Genomic DNA, 18,033 nt, shown 5'->3' on the forward strand with positions numbered 1-18,033 from the left:
GGAGCAACTACCTGTACAAGTTATGCCTGATGACCATAGTAAATCGGTACCACCCCTTCCCATCCCGAACAGGACCGTGAAACGATTTTACGCCGATGATAGTGCTGCAACCAGTGTGAAAGTAGGTTATCGTCAGGCTAGTTATAAGAGAAAGACCCCGGTAAGCCTAAGCGCGCTCAAGATCGCGCTTAGTGCAAACCGGGTTTTTTTTTCGTCCGCGTTTTCCTCATTCATTTCACTTCACACCGCCTTCATTCTCGCTGCACACTGCCGCGCTATCCTGATTCCACTGGCTATGCTGCCGATATTTGGAACAAGGTGAAAAGTGAAAATACGACCGATCCTGAAACGGCGCCGCCTCATGGCCTGTCTGGCGCTGTTGCTGCTCGCCGCTGCGGGTATTTGCTGGTTCATATGGGAGCGCAACGGCGCCTACGGCTTCCATGTACTTGCCCGCCGCGGCGGTACCTATTGGATCAATGTCGAGCCTGACGATCCCCGCCTGTCGCCAGGGATGCGCGTCGCTCTCAGTGTCCCGGCTCCCAAGGCAACCCCGGGTCCGATGACTTGGCAGGAACGCGAAAGAGGATTCGAAGTGACCGAGTTGCCGGTCATGGTCGATGGCCGCCAGGTCGACAGCATCCTGCTGGCGCGTATCGATCCGGCGCAGTATCGCTTCGTGGTACGCAATGCGCCGGCTGGCGACAAGGGCATTGATGAATGGGAGCGTGCCGTGCCGCAAGCGCGCCTGATCGTCAACGGCAGTTTTTTCGGCCTCAAGGGCTTGCCCGACACGCCCTTCATCAGCGAAGGAACGGTGATGGGGCCGCGTTCCTACAACGCCGGCGCAGGCGCCTTCGTCGCCGATGAACATGGCGCCGGCGTCACGGATCTGCGCGATGGCAACTGGCAGCAGGCACTCGCCGGGGCCAGCAACGCCATGGTCTCCTATCCACTCCTGATCGGGGACGACGGACAGACCCACGTGAAAACCGACAGCCGCTGGCTGGCCAACCGCAGCTTTATCGCCCAGGACCGGCAGGGCCGGATCGTTATCGGCACCACCAAGGACGCCTTCTTCTCGCTGGCACGCCTGGCAGTATTCTTGAAGGAATCGCCGCTCGACCTGAAAGTCGCGCTGAACCTCGATGGCGGACCGCTGGCGTGCCAGAGCGTGCGTTTTCCTGGTTACCAGCGCAAGCTCTACGCCCAGTGGGAGTCGCAGATGGAAGGCGATCAGGTCAAGCTGATCAGATGGCCAATGAGTGGCGCGACCTGGGCGATGGCGATCGTGCTGACCGTGGAACCGAAGAACGACTAGCGCCGACGTCCCGATCTTTGGTGGTAGAGTGTCGGTCACGCCGAACCACTTCCCATAGCGATGGACTACCAGCAACTCGTAACGCAACGGCGCACGCATCCCGCGTGGCGCCTGCTCGCCGCCGACAACGCCGCGATGATCGCGAGCTTCCTGCACGCCAGTTTTATCGCACCTAACCAGCGCACCATCGGCCGCCAGCAACTGGCCTCGCAACTGGACGATCACCTTTATCATCTGCACCAAAGCGCCGGCGAGATCCTGTTCCCGAAGGCAGCCACCGCCTACCTGGACGACTGGGCGTCCGACGAACGCGGCTGGCTGCGCAAATACTACCCGCCGGGCGACGACGAGGCGCACTACGACCTCGCCTCGGCCACCGAGCAGGCGCTCGAATGGCTCAAGAACCTCGGCCAGCGCAGCTTCATCGGCACCGAGTCGCGCCTGATGACGGTATTCGACCTGCTGCACCAGATCGTCGACGGCAGCGAACTCGATCCGCGCGCCCGCATCGCCGAGCTGAAACGCCGCAAGGCCGACATCGACGCCGAAATCGCCGCGATCAGCGCGGGCCATGTCGCCCTGATGGACCCGACCCAGGTGCGCGAGCGCTTCCTGCAAATGGCCGCCACCGCGCGCGACCTGCTGTCTGACTTCCGCGCGGTCGACACCAACTTTCGCACGCTCGACCGCCAGGTGCGCGAACACATCGCCACCTGGGACGGCAGCAAGGGCGAACTGCTGCAAGCGATCTTCGGCCAGCGCGACATGATCGCCGACACCGATGAAGGGCGCAGCTTCCGCGCCTTCTGGGACCTGTTGATGTCGCCGTCGCGCCAGGACGAGCTTACCAGCCTGCTCGACGCGGTGCTCAAGCTTGGCCCGGTGCGCGAGCTCCAGCCGGATGCCCGCCTGCAGCGCATCCACTACGACTGGCTCGAAGCGGGCGAAGTCACCCAGCGCACCGTCGCGCGCCTGTCCGAGCAGCTGCGGCGCTACCTGGACGACCAGGCCTGGCTGGAAAACCGCCGCATCATGCAGCTGATCCGCGACATTGAACAAAAAGCCCTGGCGCTGCGCGGCGAGGTCGACGAACGCGCCTTTATGGAGATCGACGACGCCGCGCCCTCGCTAGGCATGTCGATGGACCGTACCCTGTACAATCCGCCGTTCAAGCCGAGGATCACGCAGCAGATCGTCAGCGACGACGGCGTCGAGATCGAATCCGGCGCGCTGTTCGAACAGATTTACGTGGACCAGCTGCGCCTGATGTCGAACATCCGGCGCGCGCTGCAGACGCGCCAGCAAGTCTCGCTCGGCGCCCTGGCGCGCGAGTATCCGATCCAGCAGGGCCTGGCCGAACTGGCCACCTACCTCAAGCTCGCCACCCAGGACATGCACGCCGCCATCGACGACAATCAGTCCGAAACGCTTGACTGGCTTGACGATACCGGGCGCCGGCGCCAGGCCACGCTCCCTCTTATTATTTACGCGGCATGAACCCTGAACCGACCACTCCCAACGACCAGAACCGCCTCGGCCAGCTGCTGGTCGCGCTGTTCCAGGCGGTGCTGTACCGCGATACCGACAGCGCCCTGTGGCAGGCGCTGATGGAACTGCAGGCGCGCGTGCGCGACTACGCCGCCACCATCGGCCTCGAACTCATTCTCGACGACGCCGAAGGCTACGCCTACCTGCGCCAGCGTCCCGCCGTGGCGGGCGAACCGGAACTGCCACGCCTGGTCGCGCGGCGCCAGCTCAGTTATCCGGTCAGCCTGATCCTGGCCCTGCTGCGCAAGAAGCTGGCCGAATTCGACGCCACCGGCGGCGAGACGCGCCTGGTCATCGACCGCGACCAGATCGCCGAACAGGTGCGCCTGTTCCTGCCCCAGACCGGCAACGAAGCGCGCCTGCTCGACCGCATGGATGCGCACCTGAACAAGGTGGTGGAACTGGGCTTTCTGCACCGCCTGCGCGGCCAGGAGAACCAGTTCGAAGTGCGCCGCATCCTCAAGGCGTTCGTGGACGCCCAGTGGCTGGCCGACTTCGAACAGCGCCTGGCCGGCTACGCCGCCCATGCCGCCAGCGGCGAGGAGGAAGCATGAGCCAGGCGCCGGTAGCCGACATGGCCGCCTTTGAAGCCGGCGAGCCGGCGCTGGAGCGCGCCGGTTTCCGGCTGCGCCACTTCGAGGTATTCAACTGGGGCACCTTCCACGAGCGCGTGTGGCGCCTGCACCCGGGCGGCGACAACATGCTGCTGACCGGCGACATCGGCTCCGGCAAGTCGACCCTGGTCGACGCCATCACCACCTTGCTCGTACCGGCCCAGAAGATCGCCTACAACAAGGCGGCCGGCGCCGACGCGCGCGAGCGCAGCTTGCGCACCTACGTCATGGGCCACTACAAATCCGAGCGCGGCGAGACCGGCCTGGCCGCGCGCGCCGTCGCCCTGCGCGATCACAACAGCTACTCGGTGATCCTCGGCGTGTTCCACAACGAAGGCTTCGACCAGACCGTCACCCTGGCGCAGGTATTCTGGTTCAAGAACCCGCACGGCCAGCCCGAACGCTTTTATGTCGTCGCCGACAGCGCGCTGTCGGTGGCCGAGCACTTCGCCGGCTTCGGCACCGATATCGCGCAACTGCGCAAGCGCCTGCGCGCGCTGGCCGGCGTCACCCTGCACGAGAGTTTTCCACCCTATGGGGCCGACTTCCGGCGCCGTTTCGGCATCGCCAGCGAACAGGCGATGGACCTGTTCCACCAGACGGTGTCGATGAAATCGGTCGGCAACCTGACCGACTTCGTGCGCGACCACATGCTCGAAGCATTTCCGGTGGAGGCGCGCATCGGCGCCCTGATCGCCCACTTCGACGACCTCAATCGCGCCCATGAAGCGGTGCTCAAGGCCAAGCTCCAGATCGAGCAGCTCACCCCCCTGGTGGCCGACTGCGAGCGTCACGAAGTGCTGCAGGACCAGGTGCTCGAGCTGCGCGGCTGCCGCGAAGCGCTGCGCCCGTGGTTCGCCCATCTCAAGGGCGAGCTGCTGGAAAAACGCATCGGCATCCTGCGTTCGGAGCGCGACAAACTGGCAGGGCGCCTTGAGCACCTGAAGGAAGAAAAGCGCAGCCAGATGCTGCGGCGCGACGATATCAGCCAGGCCATCGCGGCCAACGGCGGCAACCGCATCGAGCAAATCAAGGGCGAAATCGCGCGCCTGCAAGCGACGCGCGACGAACGGACGCGCCGCTCGCGCGTGTACGACGCCCTGGCGGCGGCGCTTGGCTTGTCGGGCGCGGCCGACGCCGGCACGTTCGAGGCCAACCGGCGCGCCATCGACGACGGCAAGGCCGGTTGCACCGCGCGCCGCGACGATGCGCAAAACCAGCTGATGATGGCTGGCGTGAGCCTGCACGCACTGCGCGACCAGCACAGCGCCATCACCACCGAACTCGAATCGCTGCGCCAGCGCCGCTCCAACATCACCAGCCAGATGCTGGCCCTGCGCGCCGCCCTGTGCGAAGCGCTGCGCATTGCGCCGGAGGCCTTGCCCTTCATCGGCGAATTGATCCAGGTGCGCGAGGAAGAACGCGCATGGGAAGGTGCGGCCGAGCGCATGCTGCACAGCTTCGGCCTGTCGCTGCTGGTGCCGGAAGCGCACTACGGCGCCGTGGCGGCGTGGGTCGACGCCACCAACCTGGGCAACCGGCTGGTGTACTTCCGCGTGCGCGCCAATGTGACGGCCGACCACCATGGCCTGCACCAGGACGCGCTGGCGCGCAAGCTGGCCATCAAGCCCGATTCGCCGTTCTACGACTGGATCGACGCCGAGCTGGCGCGCCGCTACGACCACGCCTGCTGCGACACGCTCGACCAGTTCCGCCGCGAAAAGCGCGCCGTTACCCGCAACGGCCAGGTCAAGGCCGGCGGCGAGCGCCACGAAAAAGACGACCGTCACCGCATCGACGACCGCTCGCGCTACGTGCTCGGGTGGTCGAACCAAGGCAAGATCGCCGCGCTGGCCAGGCAGGAGCGCGATCTGTCCACCCGCATCCAGGCGCACGCGGAAAAAATCAAGTCGGTGAAAGTCGAAGTCGATCGCCAGAACGCCATGTTGGGCAACTGGAGTCAACTGGGCACCTACGCCGATTTCACTGAACTCGACTGGAAGCCGCTGTTGTCCGCCATCGACGCGCTCGAACGCGAACAGGAAGCGCTGGCCGCGTCGTCAGACCTGTTGCGCACCTTGCAGCAGCAGTTTGCCGAACTGACCGCCGCCCAGGCGGTCACCGAAACGCAGCTCATCAATGCCACCGGCGAGCATGCCACCGCGCTCGAAAAGATGAACGTCGCCGGCCTCGCGCTGGACGATTGCGCCGTCTTGCTTGACGCGACCCCGCCGGAATCGCGCGAGCGCTATTTTCCGCTGCTCGACGCGCTGCGCACCGAGGTGCTGGGCGAGCACACGCTCACGGTCGAATCGTGCGAGAACCGCGAAAAGGACATGCGCCACGAACTGCAAGCCCGGATCGACGCCGAGCAAAAGAAAATCGTCAACCTGCGCGACGCCATCAATCGCGCCATGCAGAACTACATGCATGCCTGGCCGCTGGACACGCGCGAGGTCGATCCGAACATCGAGGCGGCCGCAGAATTTGGCACCATGCTCGCGGTGCTGCAAGCCGACGACCTGCCGCGCTTCGCCGGGCGCTTCAAGGAACTCCTCAACGAAAACACGATCCGCGAGATCGCCGGCTTCCAGTCGCAACTCAAGCGCGAGCGCGAAACCATCCGCGAGCGCATCGACACCATCAACGCCTCGCTGCACCAGATCGACTACAACCCGAACCGCTACATCGCGCTCGAAGCGGAGAACAATCTCGACGCCGACCTGCGCGACTTCCAGCAAGACCTGCGCAGCTGCACCGAAGGGGCCCTGACCGGATCGGCCGACGAGGAATACTCGGAAGCGAAGTTCTTGCAGGTCAAACGCATCATCGAGCGCTTTCGCGGCCGTGAAGGCACGGCCGAGATGGACAAACGCTGGACGCGCAAGGTCACCGACGTGCGCAACTGGTTCGTGTTCTCGGCCTCCGAGCGCTGGCGCGAGGACGGCCGCGAGCACGAACACTATACTGACGCCGGCGGCAAGTCGGGCGGCCAGAAAGAGAAGCTGGCCTACACCGTGCTGGCCGCCAGCCTGGCCTACCAGTTCGGGCTGGAATGGGGCGTGGTACGCTCGCGCTCCTTCCGCTTCGTGGTCATCGACGAAGCTTTCGGGCGCGGCTCCGACGAATCGGCGCGCTATGGACTGGAACTGTTCAAGCGCATGAACCTGCAACTGCTGATCGTCACGCCGCTGCAAAAGATCCACATTATCGAGCCGTACGTGTCGGGCCTGGGCTTCGTGCACAGTGAAGAAGGGCGGCAGTCGATGCTGCGCTACCTGACCATCGAACAGTACCAGGCCGAGCGCAGCGCGCGGGCGGCATGAGCGCCGCGCCAGCCTGGTCGGGCGCGGCCACGATTCGCGCCCAGGTGCAGCGGCTGTGGGATGATGGCCGCCTGCTGGCCGCGCGCGTGGGCGGCGAGGCCCTGTTCCCGCTCGAACTGCGCCTGCGCCAGCCGACCGTGGCGCAAACCGGCGAGCGTTTCGACGAGGTGCGCGCATGGATCAGGGAACTCGACGCCGGCAGCACGAGCGCGCGCGGCTTCGGCTACCGCATCGTCTGGCGCGAGATCAATCACCGCCAGCTCGGGCGCAACCGCATTCCCGACAGCGTGGTGTTCGACAGCGATGCGGACGCCCTGCGCCTGATCGGGCGCCAGCTTGATGCGCGCCGCTTCGACCAGCTTGCCGCCGCCACCATCACGCTGTTCCCGCAACTGGCCGGCTGGGTGGCGCGGCGCGCGCTGGTGGTGCTCGAGCAAAGCGAGGCATGGCCGCGCATCCTCGCGATCCTGGAATGGTTTGCAAGCCACCCGCGTCCCGGCCTGTACCTGCGCCAGCTCGACATCGCCGGTGTCGACAGCAAATTCATCGAAACCCGCAAAGCGCTACTGGCCGAACTGCTCGACCTGGTGCTGCCGCTTGACGCCATCGATGCGAACGCGTTTGGCGCGCGCCAGTTCGAAGCGCGTTACGGCTTATTGGGCAAACCGGCGTTGCTGCGCTTTCGCGTGCTCGATCCGGCGCATGCCATTGGCGGCTTGTCGGACCTGGCGGTACCGCTGGCGCAGTTCGCGGCCCTGCAAACGCAGGTGCGGCGCGTCTTTATCACCGAGAACGAAATCAACGGCCTGGCTTTTCCGCCGGTAGCGGACGCAATGGTGATTTTTGGCGGCGGCTACGGCGTCGAGCGGCTGGCCGGGGTGGGCTGGCTGGCCACGCGCGAGGTGTTTTACTGGGGCGATATCGACACCCATGGCTTCGCGATCCTGGACCGCCTGCGCGCCGCCATCCCGCATGCGCGCTCGCTCCTGATGGACAGCGCGACCCTGATGGCGCACCGCGCGCTGTGGGGGATGGAGGACGCCGACAAGCGCTTTAGCGGGCAGCCGTCAAGACTGGGACGCGACGAGCTGGCGCTGTTCGAGGCTTTGCGCGACGATGTGTTCGGAGAGCGCATCCGGATGGAGCAGGAGCGCCTGTCGTACGGCTGGGTGCAGCAGGGCCTGGCCGCCTTGTAGTCAGGCGGCGGCCGCGTTCAGCGTTGCGGCCGGCGCATGGATCTGCGCGTGCGCGACCGCCATGCGCAGCATGGTCGGCGTCACATACGCACGGTGCGTGCGGTCGATCGCCCACATGTAAAAGCGACCGAACAGGTTCTTGCAGCGCACCCGCGAACCCAGGCTGAACTCGACCTGGCCACCCTTGACGATACGCGCCGCCACGCAGGAGCGGAACGACAGATGCTTGTCGTCCGCGCCCAGCACCACCTGCGCGCGCGTGTTGTGTTCGTCCGTGCCTTGCTCGAGCACTGGAAAACGGTGCGCGAACAGGCGGCTCTTGTCGGGCGAGAGCAGCGACGATACCGGGCAGCCCAGCGCCGACGTGCGCAGCCCCATCGGCCGCACCAGCACATTGCGCACCGCCATCATGCGCGTGACCCCGCGTGGGGGATTTTCCATGAAGCCGTCGAGCAGCCGGGTCAGCAGCGCGGTCGCATTCGTCTCCTGGAAATTTGCCAGCGGCATGGTCAGGGTGAACGTATCCTCATGATGAAACGGCGTGCCCTCGAATTGCTTGAGCAGCAGCGAACCGGCTGGCGTGGCGTCCAGTTCGCGCACCTCGGCGCCGTCGCCCTGATGCGACACGTAGCCTTTCGAGCGGCGCCAAGCGCCCCATTTGCCGAGAATCGTGCCGATCTGGCCGCGTGCCGTGTAGCACATGGCGCGTTGCAAGGTGCCCGGCGGCGCTTCCAGCGACAAATCGACCGTGGCGACTTGCCCTTTGGCCATTGCCGCGTCGAGCAAATCGGCCACTGCCTGCGGCAGCAGCGAGGTCAGCGAGGGAATGCTGGCTTCGTTCGCCATGACCTGTTGCCGCAATTCCTCGGACAAGTCGCCGCCGAGCTCGTTGGTGTGGCAGGACAGCGCAAAAAACACCGGATGCGGACTGTTGCGCGTGAGCGGGGCGAACTGATGCCAGGTTTCGCCGCCGAAGCGCACCGTGAACATGCAATCCGGCGGAATATTGATGCATTGAAGCGCGCGCAGGAAATTTTGCGGGTCCTCATCGATGTGCGCCGTGGACGCGCTGGAAAAGCGCAGCTGGGCCCCGCCGCTACCCGAAATGGCCGTGAAAATGCGATGCCCGGCGTGCCGGTGAAACGGGTGCCCTTTCGGCCCGACAACGAAGGAATACAGTGATGTGGGATCGCCCTTGTCGAAATCGGTACCGCCCAGCTTGGCCGACGGCTCGTCGAGCTCGTCGACGAATTCCTGGTGCTGCTGTTGCCGCGCCGATACGCTGGCGAACAAATGGTTACCCGAGCCGTGCACCAGTTGCGCGATCAGCGACACTTCGACCGGCAGTCCGCCCGAACTGGAGGGAATCCGCACCGAAGGAAAGGTTTGTACAACCTTAATCATTGACAACATGGCAAGTCCACAGGGAGTAAATTATTGCCCTCATTCTACACATGGTGTATGTACCGCAAGCGCCAACCTGCGCTGCGGCAGACTTTTTGCAACAGACAGGTGCCCTATTTTATCGCACACAGCGCGTCGTACAAGGGCCGCGCAGCTTCCGCAATGCGCTCCAGGCTGGCTTCGCGCAACTGGGCCGTATCCACCGTCGTGCCGCTGTCGAGCCCTGCCCAGCGCAGCAACGCCGCACAGGCTTGCGGATGGTCGAACATGCCGTGCAGGTAGCTGCCGAGGATCTGATCGTCGCCCGAGCGCGCGCCTTCATCGCGGCCCTCGATGCGAAACGCCGGCGTGGCGAGCGCCGCGCCGCTGGAGACGCCCATGTGGATTTCGTAGCCCGCTACCTCGGCGTCGGCAAACGCGCAGCGGCCCGTCACCTGGGCCAGGCGTTTTTCGGTGGTGAGTATGGTGGAGAGGTCGAGCAGGCCGAGGCCCGTGGTCGCGCCACTGGCGCCTTCCACCCCGTGCGGGTCGCTCACCTCGCGTCCCAGCATCTGGAAGCCGCCGCAAATGCCGATCACCTTGCCGCCGTAGCGCAGGTGCTTGTCGATATACTCGCGCCAGCCCTGGTCGAGCAGGTACGCCAGGTCGCCGCGCGTGTTTTTACTGCCCGGGATAATCAACAGGTCGCAGGCCGGCTTGGCCTCGTTCTGGCGCACGAACCGCAGGTCCACATCCGGATGCACGCGCAGCGCATCGAAGTCGGTGTGATTGCTCATGCGCGGCAGCGACGGCACCACCACCTTGAAGGCCCCGCGCGAGGCTTGCACCGCCTGTACCGCGTCTTCGGCGTCGAGGAACAGCCCTTGCAGGTAGGGCAGCACCGCCAGCACCGGCTTGCCGGTCTGCTGTTCCAGCCACTCCAGGCCCGGTTCGAGCAGCGAGATATCGCCGCGAAAGCGGTTGATGACGAAGCCGATGGTGCGGTCGCGTTCACTCTGCGACAGGCACGAGAGCGTGCCGACGATGTGCGCGAACACGCCGCCGCGGTCAATGTCGGCCACCAGGATCACCGGGCAGTCGACCGCTTCGGCAAAGCCCATGTTGGCGATATCGCGGTCGCGCAGGTTGATCTCCGCCGGGCTGCCCGCGCCTTCGACCACGATCGCCTGGTACTGCTGGCGCAGGCGGCCGTACGATTCGAGCACGGCGCCCATCGCCACTGTCTTGTACTGGTGGTAGTCGCGCGCATTCATTTCGGCGCGTACCTTGCCGTGGATGACCACCTGCGCGCCGATGTTACTCGATGGTTTGAGTAGCACCGGATTCATGTCCGTGTGCGGCGCCACCCCGGCGGCAATCGCCTGCAAGGCCTGGGCGCGGCCGATTTCGCCGCCGTCGGCCGTCACCGCGCTGTTCAGGGCCATGTTCTGCGGCTTGAACGGCGCCACCGATATGCCTTCATTCTTCAGCAGGCGGCACAGGGCCGCCACCACGGTGCTTTTGCCCGCATCTGACGTGGTGCCCTGCACCATCAGGGTGTGAAAAGGGAAGCGGCTCAAGGTTGACTCCTGCGCTGGCGTACCAGGTCGAGTTTATCGCACAGGATTTCGGCGCCGGCGATCATGCGCGGCCCGGAGCGATTGAGCAGGTTGCCATCGATGCTGAACAGGTTGCCGCGCTTGACCGCCGTCATGGTGGTGAACGGCTTCCACAGGGTCAGGCCAATGTCGGTGGGACTGCGCTCGCCGCTGAACAGCGCTTCCGGATCTTCTTGCAGCACCGCTTCCACCGTGACCACTGGCGCGGTCACTTTCAGCTTGCCGAACACGTTCTCGCCGCCGCACATGCGCATGGCGTCGCTCAGGATATGGCCATCGTTGAGGGTATAGAGCGGCTTGTCCCACACCTGATAGAACATGCGCACCGGCGCGCGCTTTGCGTATTTGGCTTGCAGCGCGCCGAGGCGCTTGCGCAGGTCGGCCGCCGCCGGGTCGGCCACGGCTTCGGTGCCCATCAGCTTTCCGAGTCGCGAGAGGTTGGTGGCGATGTCGTCGAGCTTGCGCGGCTCGCTGTGGAACAGGGGAATGCCGAGCGCGCGGATCTGGTCGATCTGGCGCTCGGAACTGCCGTGCATCCAAACCACGATCAGGTCGGGCTTGAGGGCGGCGATGCGTTCCATGTCGATGCCGTTATGGCTGCCCACTTGCGGCAGGCGCTTGGCCGCTTCCGGGTAGTCGCTGTAGGCGACGGCCCCGATCAGGCGCTCCGCGCCGCCGGCGGCGTACAGCATTTCGGTCACGTGCGGCGCCAGTGCAATCACGCGCTGTGCGGGTTTTTGCAGGGTCACCGGCCGGCCATCGTCGTCGTTGACGGTAATGGCGGCGCTGGCGTTGATTGCGATCATGCCGGCGAAGGCAGCTAACAGGGTTTTCATCGTGATCCTCGGTTCCATTCTTCCAGGGCGAGCGCCAGGCGCCGCCATCCATTGTCGTCGAGAGGCAGGCCGAGGCGAATGCCCCGCGCCGCCTTCGGGAACAGCCGCACCCAGATGCCGCGTTCGGCCATGTGCTGCCAGAAGGCCTCGGGCTGCGCTTCCGGCCACCATTGAAACAGGTCGGTGCCGCTCGATGCGATGCCGTTCGCGGCAAGCAGCGCGCGCAACCGCGCGCCTTCGCCGGCCAGCCGGATGCGCATCGCCTGCTGCCATGCGCGGTCGGCCAGCGCCATTGCAGACACCTGCTGCGCCGGGCCGCTCACCGTCCATGGGCCGAGCAAATCGGCAAGGTCCGACAGCAAGGAAAGGTGCGCGCCCACGAAGCCCATGCGCACGCCGGCAAGGCCAAAAAATTTGCCGACCGAGCGCAGCACGATCAGGCCGGGGCGGTCGCTGTGCGCGGCCACGCTCAGGTGCTGCGCGGTGTCGCCAAAGGCTTCGTCCACCACCAGCCATCCGCCGCGTTGTTCTAGTTGCGCGGCCCACGCCAGCAAGCTTTCGGGCGCCACGGTGGCGCCGGTCGGATTGTTCGGATTACACAGCACCAGCACATCGCAGTCGGGCAGCGCCGCGTCCAAGGCGTCGTACGCCACCTCGCGCATGCTGTGACCGTGCCGTGCCCAGTGGTGCGCGTGTTCCGCGTAGGAGGGCGCGGCCACCACCACGCGCGACGGCGCCCGCAGCTGGGGCAGCGCCTGGATCGCAGCCTGCGTGCCGGCCACCGCCAGCATGTGTGGCGCACCGTAAAAAGCGCTCGCCGCGCGCGCCAGTTCAGGATCGGTTTCCGGCAGGCGGTGCCATGCATTGCCGGCCAGTTGCGGCGCCGGATACCAGGTGGGGTTCAGTCCCGTCGACAGGTCCAGCCAGTCGGCCAGCGGACGATTGAAGCGGACCGAGGCCGCGCGCAGGTTGCCGCCGTGTTCAAGCATGGATTACTTTCATTATCAGTGCCGCCGCCGCGGCCACGCCCAGCCACAGCGCGGCGGTGGCGCGCACCAGCTTCCAGGCGCGTGCGATATCGCCCGCCCGCGCGGCGCGCCCCCGTCCCAGCGGAGGGCGCTGTTCGGCCACGCCGTCGTAGCTTGCGCTGCCGCCCAGTGCAAGACCAAGCGCACCGGCGCCGCTGGCCATCACCGGGCCGGCGTTCGGGCTTGGCCAGCCGGGCGCCTGCGCGCGCCAGCATTCCCACGCCGCGCGCCGGTGATCGGCCAGCAGCACGTAGGAGATGGCGGTCAGGCGCGCGGGCACGTAGTTCAGCGCATCGTCGATGCGCGCCGCCGCCCAGCCGAACGCCAGGTAACGCGTGCTCTTGTAGCCCCACATCGCGTCCAGCGTGTTCGCGAGGCGGAACAGCAGCGCGCCCGCACCGCCGGCCACCACGAACCAGAACAGGGTGCCGAATACCGCATCGTTGCCGTTTTCGAGCAGCGATTCGGCGCTGGCCTTGGCCAGGTCCGCCTCGCTGGCGCCGGCGGTGTCGCGGCTGACGATGCGCGCCGTCAGCAGGCGCGCCTGCGCCAGGTCGCCGCTTTCCAGCGCCTGCGCAATCGGCAGGTTATGGTCGCGCAGGCTGCGAAAGCCCAGGCAAAAGTAGAGGAGAAAGGCATGCGCGGCCAGTCCTGCGCCATGGCACAGCAGCGCGCCGAGCGCCGCCAGCGGCAGCACGGCCAGCGTCCACGCCAGCACGCCGCGCAGGTAGCGCGCGTTGCCGAGATTGAGCGCGCGTTCGATGCGCATTGCCAGGTTGCCGAAGCCGACCAGCGGATGCCAGCGCCGCGCTTCGCCCAGCAGCAGGTCGAGCAGCACGCCGCCGGCCAGCAGCAACGCCACCTGCGACAGAGTCAAGCCACTCAGCATGCCTGGCCCTTGAGCGTGAGCGGCATGCCGGCCACGATGAACAGGGCGCGCTCGCACACCTTGGCCACGGCCTGGTTCAGTCGTCCCGCTTCGTCGGAAAAGCAGCGCGACAAGGCGCCGTAAGGCACGATTCCCATGCCCACTTCGTTCGACACCATGATCACGTCGCCGGGCGCCTGCGGCAGGGCGGCCAACAGCGCGTCGCACTGTTCGTAGAAAATGTCGGGCAGGTCGATCACGCCCACTTCGGGGAAGTCCTGGTCGACCGAGAAAATCAGGTTGCTCAGCCACAGGGTCAGGCAGTCGACCAGCACCAAGGTGTCCGGTTCGCTGCAGCGCAGGATCGCTTCGCCCAGCAGCAGCGGTTCTTCGATGGTGGTCCAGCTACCAGGTCGGCTGGACCGGTGGGTCTTGATGCGCTGCGCCATTTCACCATCGCCGGCGCGCGCGGTGGCGATGTAGACGACTTCCTTGCCCGATTCGAGCGCCAGTTTTTCGGCGTACGAGCTTTTGCCGGAACGCGCTCCGCCCAGGATCAGCGTGGTCGTCATGCAGCGCTCCCCGAAAACAGGTCGGCCACCGCAGCAGGGCAGGATGGGAAGTAGGCGTGGAAGTACGAGGCCGTCAGGGAACCGGCGCGGTACACCGCTTCGCCGCTGGCGCCGGTCGGATGCTTGACCGTGTGCGCGCCTGGCGCGACCGCTGTTTCCAGCCGCGAGTAGTGGAACGTATGACCGCGCAGCAGGCCATGTGGCGTGTCGATCCCTTGCGAGCCAAGGCCCGCGATGCGCGTCTGCATGGTCACCGTGCCTTCGAGCAGGCCGGCCATCGGCCACACCGTGCCCGCCTGGTCTGCCAGCGAATCGGCCAGCGCCATCATGCCGCCGCATTCGGCTACGATCGGCATGCCGGCCGCATGGGCGGCGCGGATCGATGCGCGCCAGCAGGCGGCATTGGCCAGCGTTTCGCCGTGCAGCTCCGGATAACCACCGGGCAGGTACACGGCATCGGCTTGTTCCGGCACCGCTTCGTCGGCCAACGGCGAAAAGAAGGCGAGGGTGGCGCCGAGTGCGCGCAGGGTGTCCAGGTTGGCCGGGTACAGGAAGGCGAAGGCGGCATCGCGCGCAATGGCGATGGTGCGTCCGGCCAGCAGCGGCGCCGGCGCTTCGATGCGCGCGGTCAGGTCGATGCGGGTCGTGCGCAGCCGCGCCCATGCGGCGTCGTCGAATTCCAGCTGGTCGGCCAGCACGTCGAGCAGGCCGTCCACATCCTGCACTTCGCCCGGCAGCACCAGGCCCAGATGGCGTTCGGGCAGGGTCTTGGTCTGGCGCGGCAGCACCGCGATCAGTGGAATGTCGCGCATCGAGGCCGCCACCATGGCCGCGTGGCCCTTGCTGGCGACCCGGTTGGCGATCACGCCGGCCATTTCCACCGGGCCGTAGTCGCGCAGGCCGAGCACCAGCGCACCGGCGGTTTGCGCCATCGCCGAGGCGTCGATGACCGCCAGTACCGGCAGGCCGAATTCGCGCGCCAGGTCGGCCGACGAGGGCGTGCCGTCGTACAGGCCCATCACGCCTTCGATCAGGATCACGTCGCTTTCCTGTGCGGCGGCGGCCAGCTGGCTGCGGCACTGTTCGCGCCCCACCATCCACAGGTCGAGCGAGCCGACCGGCGCGCCGCTGGCGCGTTCGAGCAGCATCGGGTCGATGAAGTCGGGGCCGCACTTGAACACGCGCACGCGCTGGCCGCGCCGCACCAGCGCGCGCGCCAGGGCGGCCGTCACCGTGGTCTTGCCCTGGCCGGACGAAACGGCGGCCACCAGCAGTACGCGCACATCGGCGTGGTCGCTCATCAGAACTCCGTTCCGGCCTGCGCCGCAATGCCGGCCTTGAAAGCGTGCTTGACCACCGTCATGTCGGTGACCGTGTCGGCAATCGCAATCAGTTCGTCCGGCGCGCCACGCCCGGTAATGACCACGTGCTGCATGTCGGGCCGGTCGAGCAGGTCGGCGATGACGGCGTGGACGTCGAGGTATTTGTATTTGAGCGCGATATTGAGTTCGTCGAACAGCACCAGGCCGATCGCCGGGTCGGACAGGAAGCCCTTGGCAAGCGCCCACGCTTCCTCGGCTTTTTCGATGTCGCGTTCGCGGTTCTGGGTGTCCCAGGTGTAGCCTTCGCCCATGGCGTGGAAGCTCACTTCATCGGGAAAGCGGCGCAGGAATTTTTCTTCGCCGGTCGACATGGCGCCCTTGATGAACTGGACCACGGCGACCTTCATGCCGTGTCCCATGGCGCGTACCACCATGCCGAAGCCGCTCGAACTCTTGCCCTTGCCGTTGCCGGTGTTGACGATGATGACGCCGATTTCCTTCTGCGCCTCGGCGATCTTCTGGTCGATGATGGCCTTCTTGCGCTCCATGCGCACGCGGTGGCGTTCATTCAGTTCGCTGTTTGCGGTGTCGTCGATCATGCGGATTCCTCGGTTGGGATGAAAATACGGCGGCTGCCGTGGGGAAGAACTTCAATCGGGTGGCCCAGGTAGCGGCTCAGGACCGGCGCTTGCATGACGTCGTCGACCGGGCCGGCCAGCCATTCGCCGTCGCCCATCATCAGCAGTGCGTGGGTCGACGCCTGGTGCGCCAGGTTCAGGTCGTGGCCGATCATCACGGCGGTCTTGCCCTGTTCGCGACACAGCTTCGCCAAGAGGCGCATCACGCTGTGCTGGTGCGCCAGGTCGAGCGCATTGGCCGGTTCGTCGAGCAGCAGCAGGGGCGTGTCCTGCGCCAGCATGGCGGCAATCGCCACGCGCTGGCGCTCGCCGCCGGACAGGGTACGCACGTCGCGCTCGGCCAGGTCGGCCACTTCCATCGACGCCAGGGCGGCGTGGGCGATGGCGTAGTCGTCGCTGCCTTCCCAGTAGCGGTTGGCGTGGTAGGGGTGGCGCGCGGCCAGCACGGTTTCGATGGCGCGGTAGGCAAAGGCGTCGCTGCGCGATTGCGGCAAAAAGGCGCGCTGGCGTGCCAGTTCTTCGAGCGGCCAGTCTCCGATGGCACGCCCGCCGATGGCGATGCTGCCGCCATCGGGATCGCGCAACCCGGCCAGGGTGCGCATCAAGGTGCTTTTGCCGGCGCCGTTGCGGCCGATGATGCACCACGATTCGCCTTCGCGCACCTGCCAGTCGAGGTTTTTCACCAAGGTGCGGCTGCCGGCGCTGAGCAGGAGTTGGCGCGCTTCGATCATCATGAGCGGTTCAGCCGGTGAAGTTGGTACAAAAAGACGGGGGCGCCGATCAGCGCGGTGATCACCCCCACCGGCAGCTGCTGCGGCGCCAGCACGGTGCGCGCCAGGGTATCGGCCAGCACCAGGAAGGCGCCGCCGGCCAGGGTGGCTGCGGGAATGAGCAGGCGGTGATCGGGGCCGCAGGCGAAGCGGCAGGCGTGCGGCACGATCAGGCCCACAAAACCAATGCTGCCGGCGCTGGTGACGGCGCTGGCGGTCAGCATGCCGGAGCAGAAAAACAGTCCCTTGCGCAGCGCGCTGACCGGAATGCCCAGGGTGGCGGCGGCTTCCGCGTGCAGCGCCAGCACGTTCAGCGAGCGCGCGCTGCGCAGGGCGAAAATGAGACCGACGGCCAGGACGATCCACGGCAGCGGGCGCAAAGGCGCACCGGCAAGGTCGCCGATCATCCAGAAAATCATGCTGCGCAAGCGGCTTTCGGGCGCGATTGACAGCATGAGCGTTACCAGCGCGATGCAGGAGGTGGAGAGAATGGCGCCGGTCAGCAGCAGCAGCGACGAGCCGCCTTCGGCCGCCGCGTTGCCGCGCAGGTCGCGCCGGGCCAGCATATACAGCAGCATCGATACCGCCACCGCGCCCGCGAACGCGGCCACGTCGACCATCCACATGGCCCACATGAACAGCAGTGCGGCCAGCGCGCCGACCGATGCGCCGGCCGAGATGCCGAGTACATACGGCTCGGCCAGGGGATTGCGCAGCAAGGCTTGCATCATCACGCCAGCCAGCGCCAGCGCGCCGCCGGTGACAAAGGCCACCAGTGCGCGCGACAGGCGCAGGTCGAGCAGGGTGGCGGCCAGGGTCGAGGTGTCGCCTTTCGCAATGGCGATGAGTGCGCCCGGCATCTCGGCCAGCGGGACCGGCACCGAGCCGACCATCCCGGCGACGACCAGGCTTGCCAATGCCAGCAAGGTCAGTGTCGTGATGATCACGCTGGCCCTGTGGCGCATGTTGCGAAAGAATGGATGCATGCGACT

General features: G+C 66.3%; 15 protein-coding genes and 1 rRNA gene. 6 read left to right on the forward strand and 10 right to left on the reverse strand.

Annotated features, from left to right (window positions below):
• Window positions 1-25 precede the first annotated feature (25 nt).
• From rrf to F1609_RS32695, 6 genes are all read left to right on the forward strand, one after another.
• Window positions 26-138: ribosomal RNA gene (gene rrf / locus F1609_RS32670) — 5S ribosomal RNA — on the forward strand.
• A gap of 457 nt (window positions 139-595) precedes the next feature.
• Window positions 596-1,321: a phosphodiester glycosidase family protein gene (locus tag F1609_RS32675; RefSeq protein WP_196785519.1), complete on the forward strand. Its 726-nt coding sequence runs from the start codon at window positions 596-598 to the stop codon at window positions 1,319-1,321.
• A 60-nt stretch (window positions 1,322-1,381) separates the two neighbouring features.
• The gene (locus F1609_RS32680; RefSeq protein ID WP_167081888.1) at window positions 1,382-2,818 is read left to right on the forward strand and encodes a DUF3375 domain-containing protein; all 1,437 of its coding nucleotides are present in this window, start codon (window positions 1,382-1,384) and stop codon (window positions 2,816-2,818) included.
• Window positions 2,815-3,423 carry a DUF4194 domain-containing protein gene (locus tag F1609_RS32685; RefSeq protein ID WP_167081891.1) on the forward strand — a complete coding sequence of 203 codons (609 nt, stop codon included), beginning with the start codon at window positions 2,815-2,817 and terminating at the stop codon, window positions 3,421-3,423. Before F1609_RS32680 ends, F1609_RS32685 begins: the two co-directional genes overlap by 4 nt.
• Window positions 3,420-6,809: an ATP-binding protein gene (locus F1609_RS32690; RefSeq protein WP_229422182.1), complete on the forward strand. Its 3,390-nt coding sequence runs from the start codon at window positions 3,420-3,422 to the stop codon at window positions 6,807-6,809. The genes F1609_RS32685 and F1609_RS32690 overlap by 4 nt, the downstream gene beginning before the upstream one ends.
• Window positions 6,806-8,005 (forward strand): DUF3322 domain-containing protein, encoded by a 1,200-nt coding sequence (locus tag F1609_RS32695; protein ID WP_167081893.1) that lies wholly within the window; start codon window positions 6,806-6,808, stop codon window positions 8,003-8,005. The genes F1609_RS32690 and F1609_RS32695 overlap by 4 nt, the downstream gene beginning before the upstream one ends.
• Here the strand turns inward: F1609_RS32695 and F1609_RS32700 are convergent, their stop codons facing one another.
• From F1609_RS32700 to F1609_RS32745, 10 genes are all read right to left on the reverse strand, one after another.
• The gene (locus F1609_RS32700; protein ID WP_167081895.1) at window positions 8,006-9,418 is read right to left on the reverse strand and encodes a DUF2867 domain-containing protein; all 1,413 of its coding nucleotides are present in this window, start codon (window positions 9,416-9,418) and stop codon (window positions 8,006-8,008) included. It abuts the gene before it with no gap.
• Window positions 9,419-9,522: 104 nt separating this feature from the next.
• Complete coding sequence (locus tag F1609_RS32705) at window positions 9,523-10,941, reverse strand: cobyric acid synthase (RefSeq protein ID WP_167081940.1); 1,419 nt, start codon at window positions 10,939-10,941, stop codon at window positions 9,523-9,525.
• Window positions 10,942-10,964: 23 nt separating this feature from the next.
• Window positions 10,965-11,843: a cobalamin-binding protein gene (locus tag F1609_RS32710; RefSeq protein WP_167081897.1), complete on the reverse strand. Its 879-nt coding sequence runs from the start codon at window positions 11,841-11,843 to the stop codon at window positions 10,965-10,967.
• The gene (cobD, locus tag F1609_RS32715; protein WP_167081899.1) at window positions 11,840-12,832 is read right to left on the reverse strand and encodes a threonine-phosphate decarboxylase CobD; all 993 of its coding nucleotides are present in this window, start codon (window positions 12,830-12,832) and stop codon (window positions 11,840-11,842) included. Before cobD ends, F1609_RS32710 begins: the two co-directional genes overlap by 4 nt.
• Entirely contained in the window at window positions 12,825-13,760 is a 936-nt protein-coding gene (gene cbiB / locus F1609_RS32720; protein WP_167081901.1) for an adenosylcobinamide-phosphate synthase CbiB, read from the reverse strand. Before cbiB ends, cobD begins: the two co-directional genes overlap by 8 nt.
• Complete coding sequence (cobU, locus tag F1609_RS32725; protein ID WP_167081903.1) at window positions 13,754-14,311, reverse strand: bifunctional adenosylcobinamide kinase/adenosylcobinamide-phosphate guanylyltransferase; 558 nt, start codon at window positions 14,309-14,311, stop codon at window positions 13,754-13,756. Before cobU ends, cbiB begins: the two co-directional genes overlap by 7 nt.
• The gene (locus F1609_RS32730) at window positions 14,308-15,612 is read right to left on the reverse strand and encodes a cobyrinic acid a,c-diamide synthase CobB (RefSeq protein WP_167081905.1); all 1,305 of its coding nucleotides are present in this window, start codon (window positions 15,610-15,612) and stop codon (window positions 14,308-14,310) included. Before F1609_RS32730 ends, cobU begins: the two co-directional genes overlap by 4 nt.
• A complete protein-coding gene (gene cobO, locus F1609_RS32735) occupies window positions 15,612-16,232 on the reverse strand; it encodes a cob(I)yrinic acid a,c-diamide adenosyltransferase (RefSeq protein WP_167081907.1) in 621 nt (206 codons plus the stop codon). The genes F1609_RS32730 and cobO overlap by 1 nt, the downstream gene beginning before the upstream one ends.
• Window positions 16,229-17,002 (reverse strand): ABC transporter ATP-binding protein, encoded by a 774-nt coding sequence (locus F1609_RS32740; protein ID WP_167081942.1) that lies wholly within the window; start codon window positions 17,000-17,002, stop codon window positions 16,229-16,231. Before F1609_RS32740 ends, cobO begins: the two co-directional genes overlap by 4 nt.
• Window positions 17,002-18,027 (reverse strand): FecCD family ABC transporter permease, encoded by a 1,026-nt coding sequence (locus tag F1609_RS32745; RefSeq protein WP_167081909.1) that lies wholly within the window; start codon window positions 18,025-18,027, stop codon window positions 17,002-17,004. The genes F1609_RS32740 and F1609_RS32745 overlap by 1 nt, the downstream gene beginning before the upstream one ends.
• Between the last annotated feature and the right edge of the window lie 6 nt (window positions 18,028-18,033).

The organism is Massilia aquatica, assembly GCF_011682045.1.
Lineage (GTDB): Bacteria > Pseudomonadota > Gammaproteobacteria > Burkholderiales > Burkholderiaceae_D > Telluria_A > Telluria_A aquatica.

Excerpts from the sequence above, each read along its gene's own strand:
- F1609_RS32680 (WP_167081888.1), top strand. The coding sequence starts at position 1,382 with ATGGACTACCAGCAACTCGTAACGCAACGGCGCACGCATCCCGCGTGG.
- F1609_RS32685 (WP_167081891.1), top strand. The coding sequence starts at position 2,815 with ATGAACCCTGAACCGACCACTCCCAACGACCAGAACCGCCTCGGCCAG.
- F1609_RS32690 (WP_229422182.1), top strand. The coding sequence starts at position 3,420 with ATGAGCCAGGCGCCGGTAGCCGACATGGCCGCCTTTGAAGCCGGCGAG.
- F1609_RS32695 (WP_167081893.1), top strand. The coding sequence starts at position 6,806 with ATGAGCGCCGCGCCAGCCTGGTCGGGCGCGGCCACGATTCGCGCCCAG.
- F1609_RS32700 (WP_167081895.1), bottom strand. The coding sequence starts at position 9,418 with ATGTTGTCAATGATTAAGGTTGTACAAACCTTTCCTTCGGTGCGGATT.
- F1609_RS32705 (WP_167081940.1), bottom strand. The coding sequence starts at position 10,941 with ATGGTGCAGGGCACCACGTCAGATGCGGGCAAAAGCACCGTGGTGGCG.
- F1609_RS32710 (WP_167081897.1), bottom strand. The coding sequence starts at position 11,843 with ATGAAAACCCTGTTAGCTGCCTTCGCCGGCATGATCGCAATCAACGCC.
- cobD (WP_167081899.1), bottom strand. The coding sequence starts at position 12,832 with ATGCTTGAACACGGCGGCAACCTGCGCGCGGCCTCGGTCCGCTTCAAT.
- cbiB (WP_167081901.1), bottom strand. The coding sequence starts at position 13,760 with ATGCTGAGTGGCTTGACTCTGTCGCAGGTGGCGTTGCTGCTGGCCGGC.
- cobU (WP_167081903.1), bottom strand. The coding sequence starts at position 14,311 with ATGACGACCACGCTGATCCTGGGCGGAGCGCGTTCCGGCAAAAGCTCG.
- F1609_RS32730 (WP_167081905.1), bottom strand. The coding sequence starts at position 15,612 with ATGAGCGACCACGCCGATGTGCGCGTACTGCTGGTGGCCGCCGTTTCG.
- cobO (WP_167081907.1), bottom strand. The coding sequence starts at position 16,232 with ATGATCGACGACACCGCAAACAGCGAACTGAATGAACGCCACCGCGTG.
- F1609_RS32740 (WP_167081942.1), bottom strand. The coding sequence starts at position 17,002 with ATGATCGAAGCGCGCCAACTCCTGCTCAGCGCCGGCAGCCGCACCTTG.
- F1609_RS32745 (WP_167081909.1), bottom strand. The coding sequence starts at position 18,027 with ATGCATCCATTCTTTCGCAACATGCGCCACAGGGCCAGCGTGATCATC.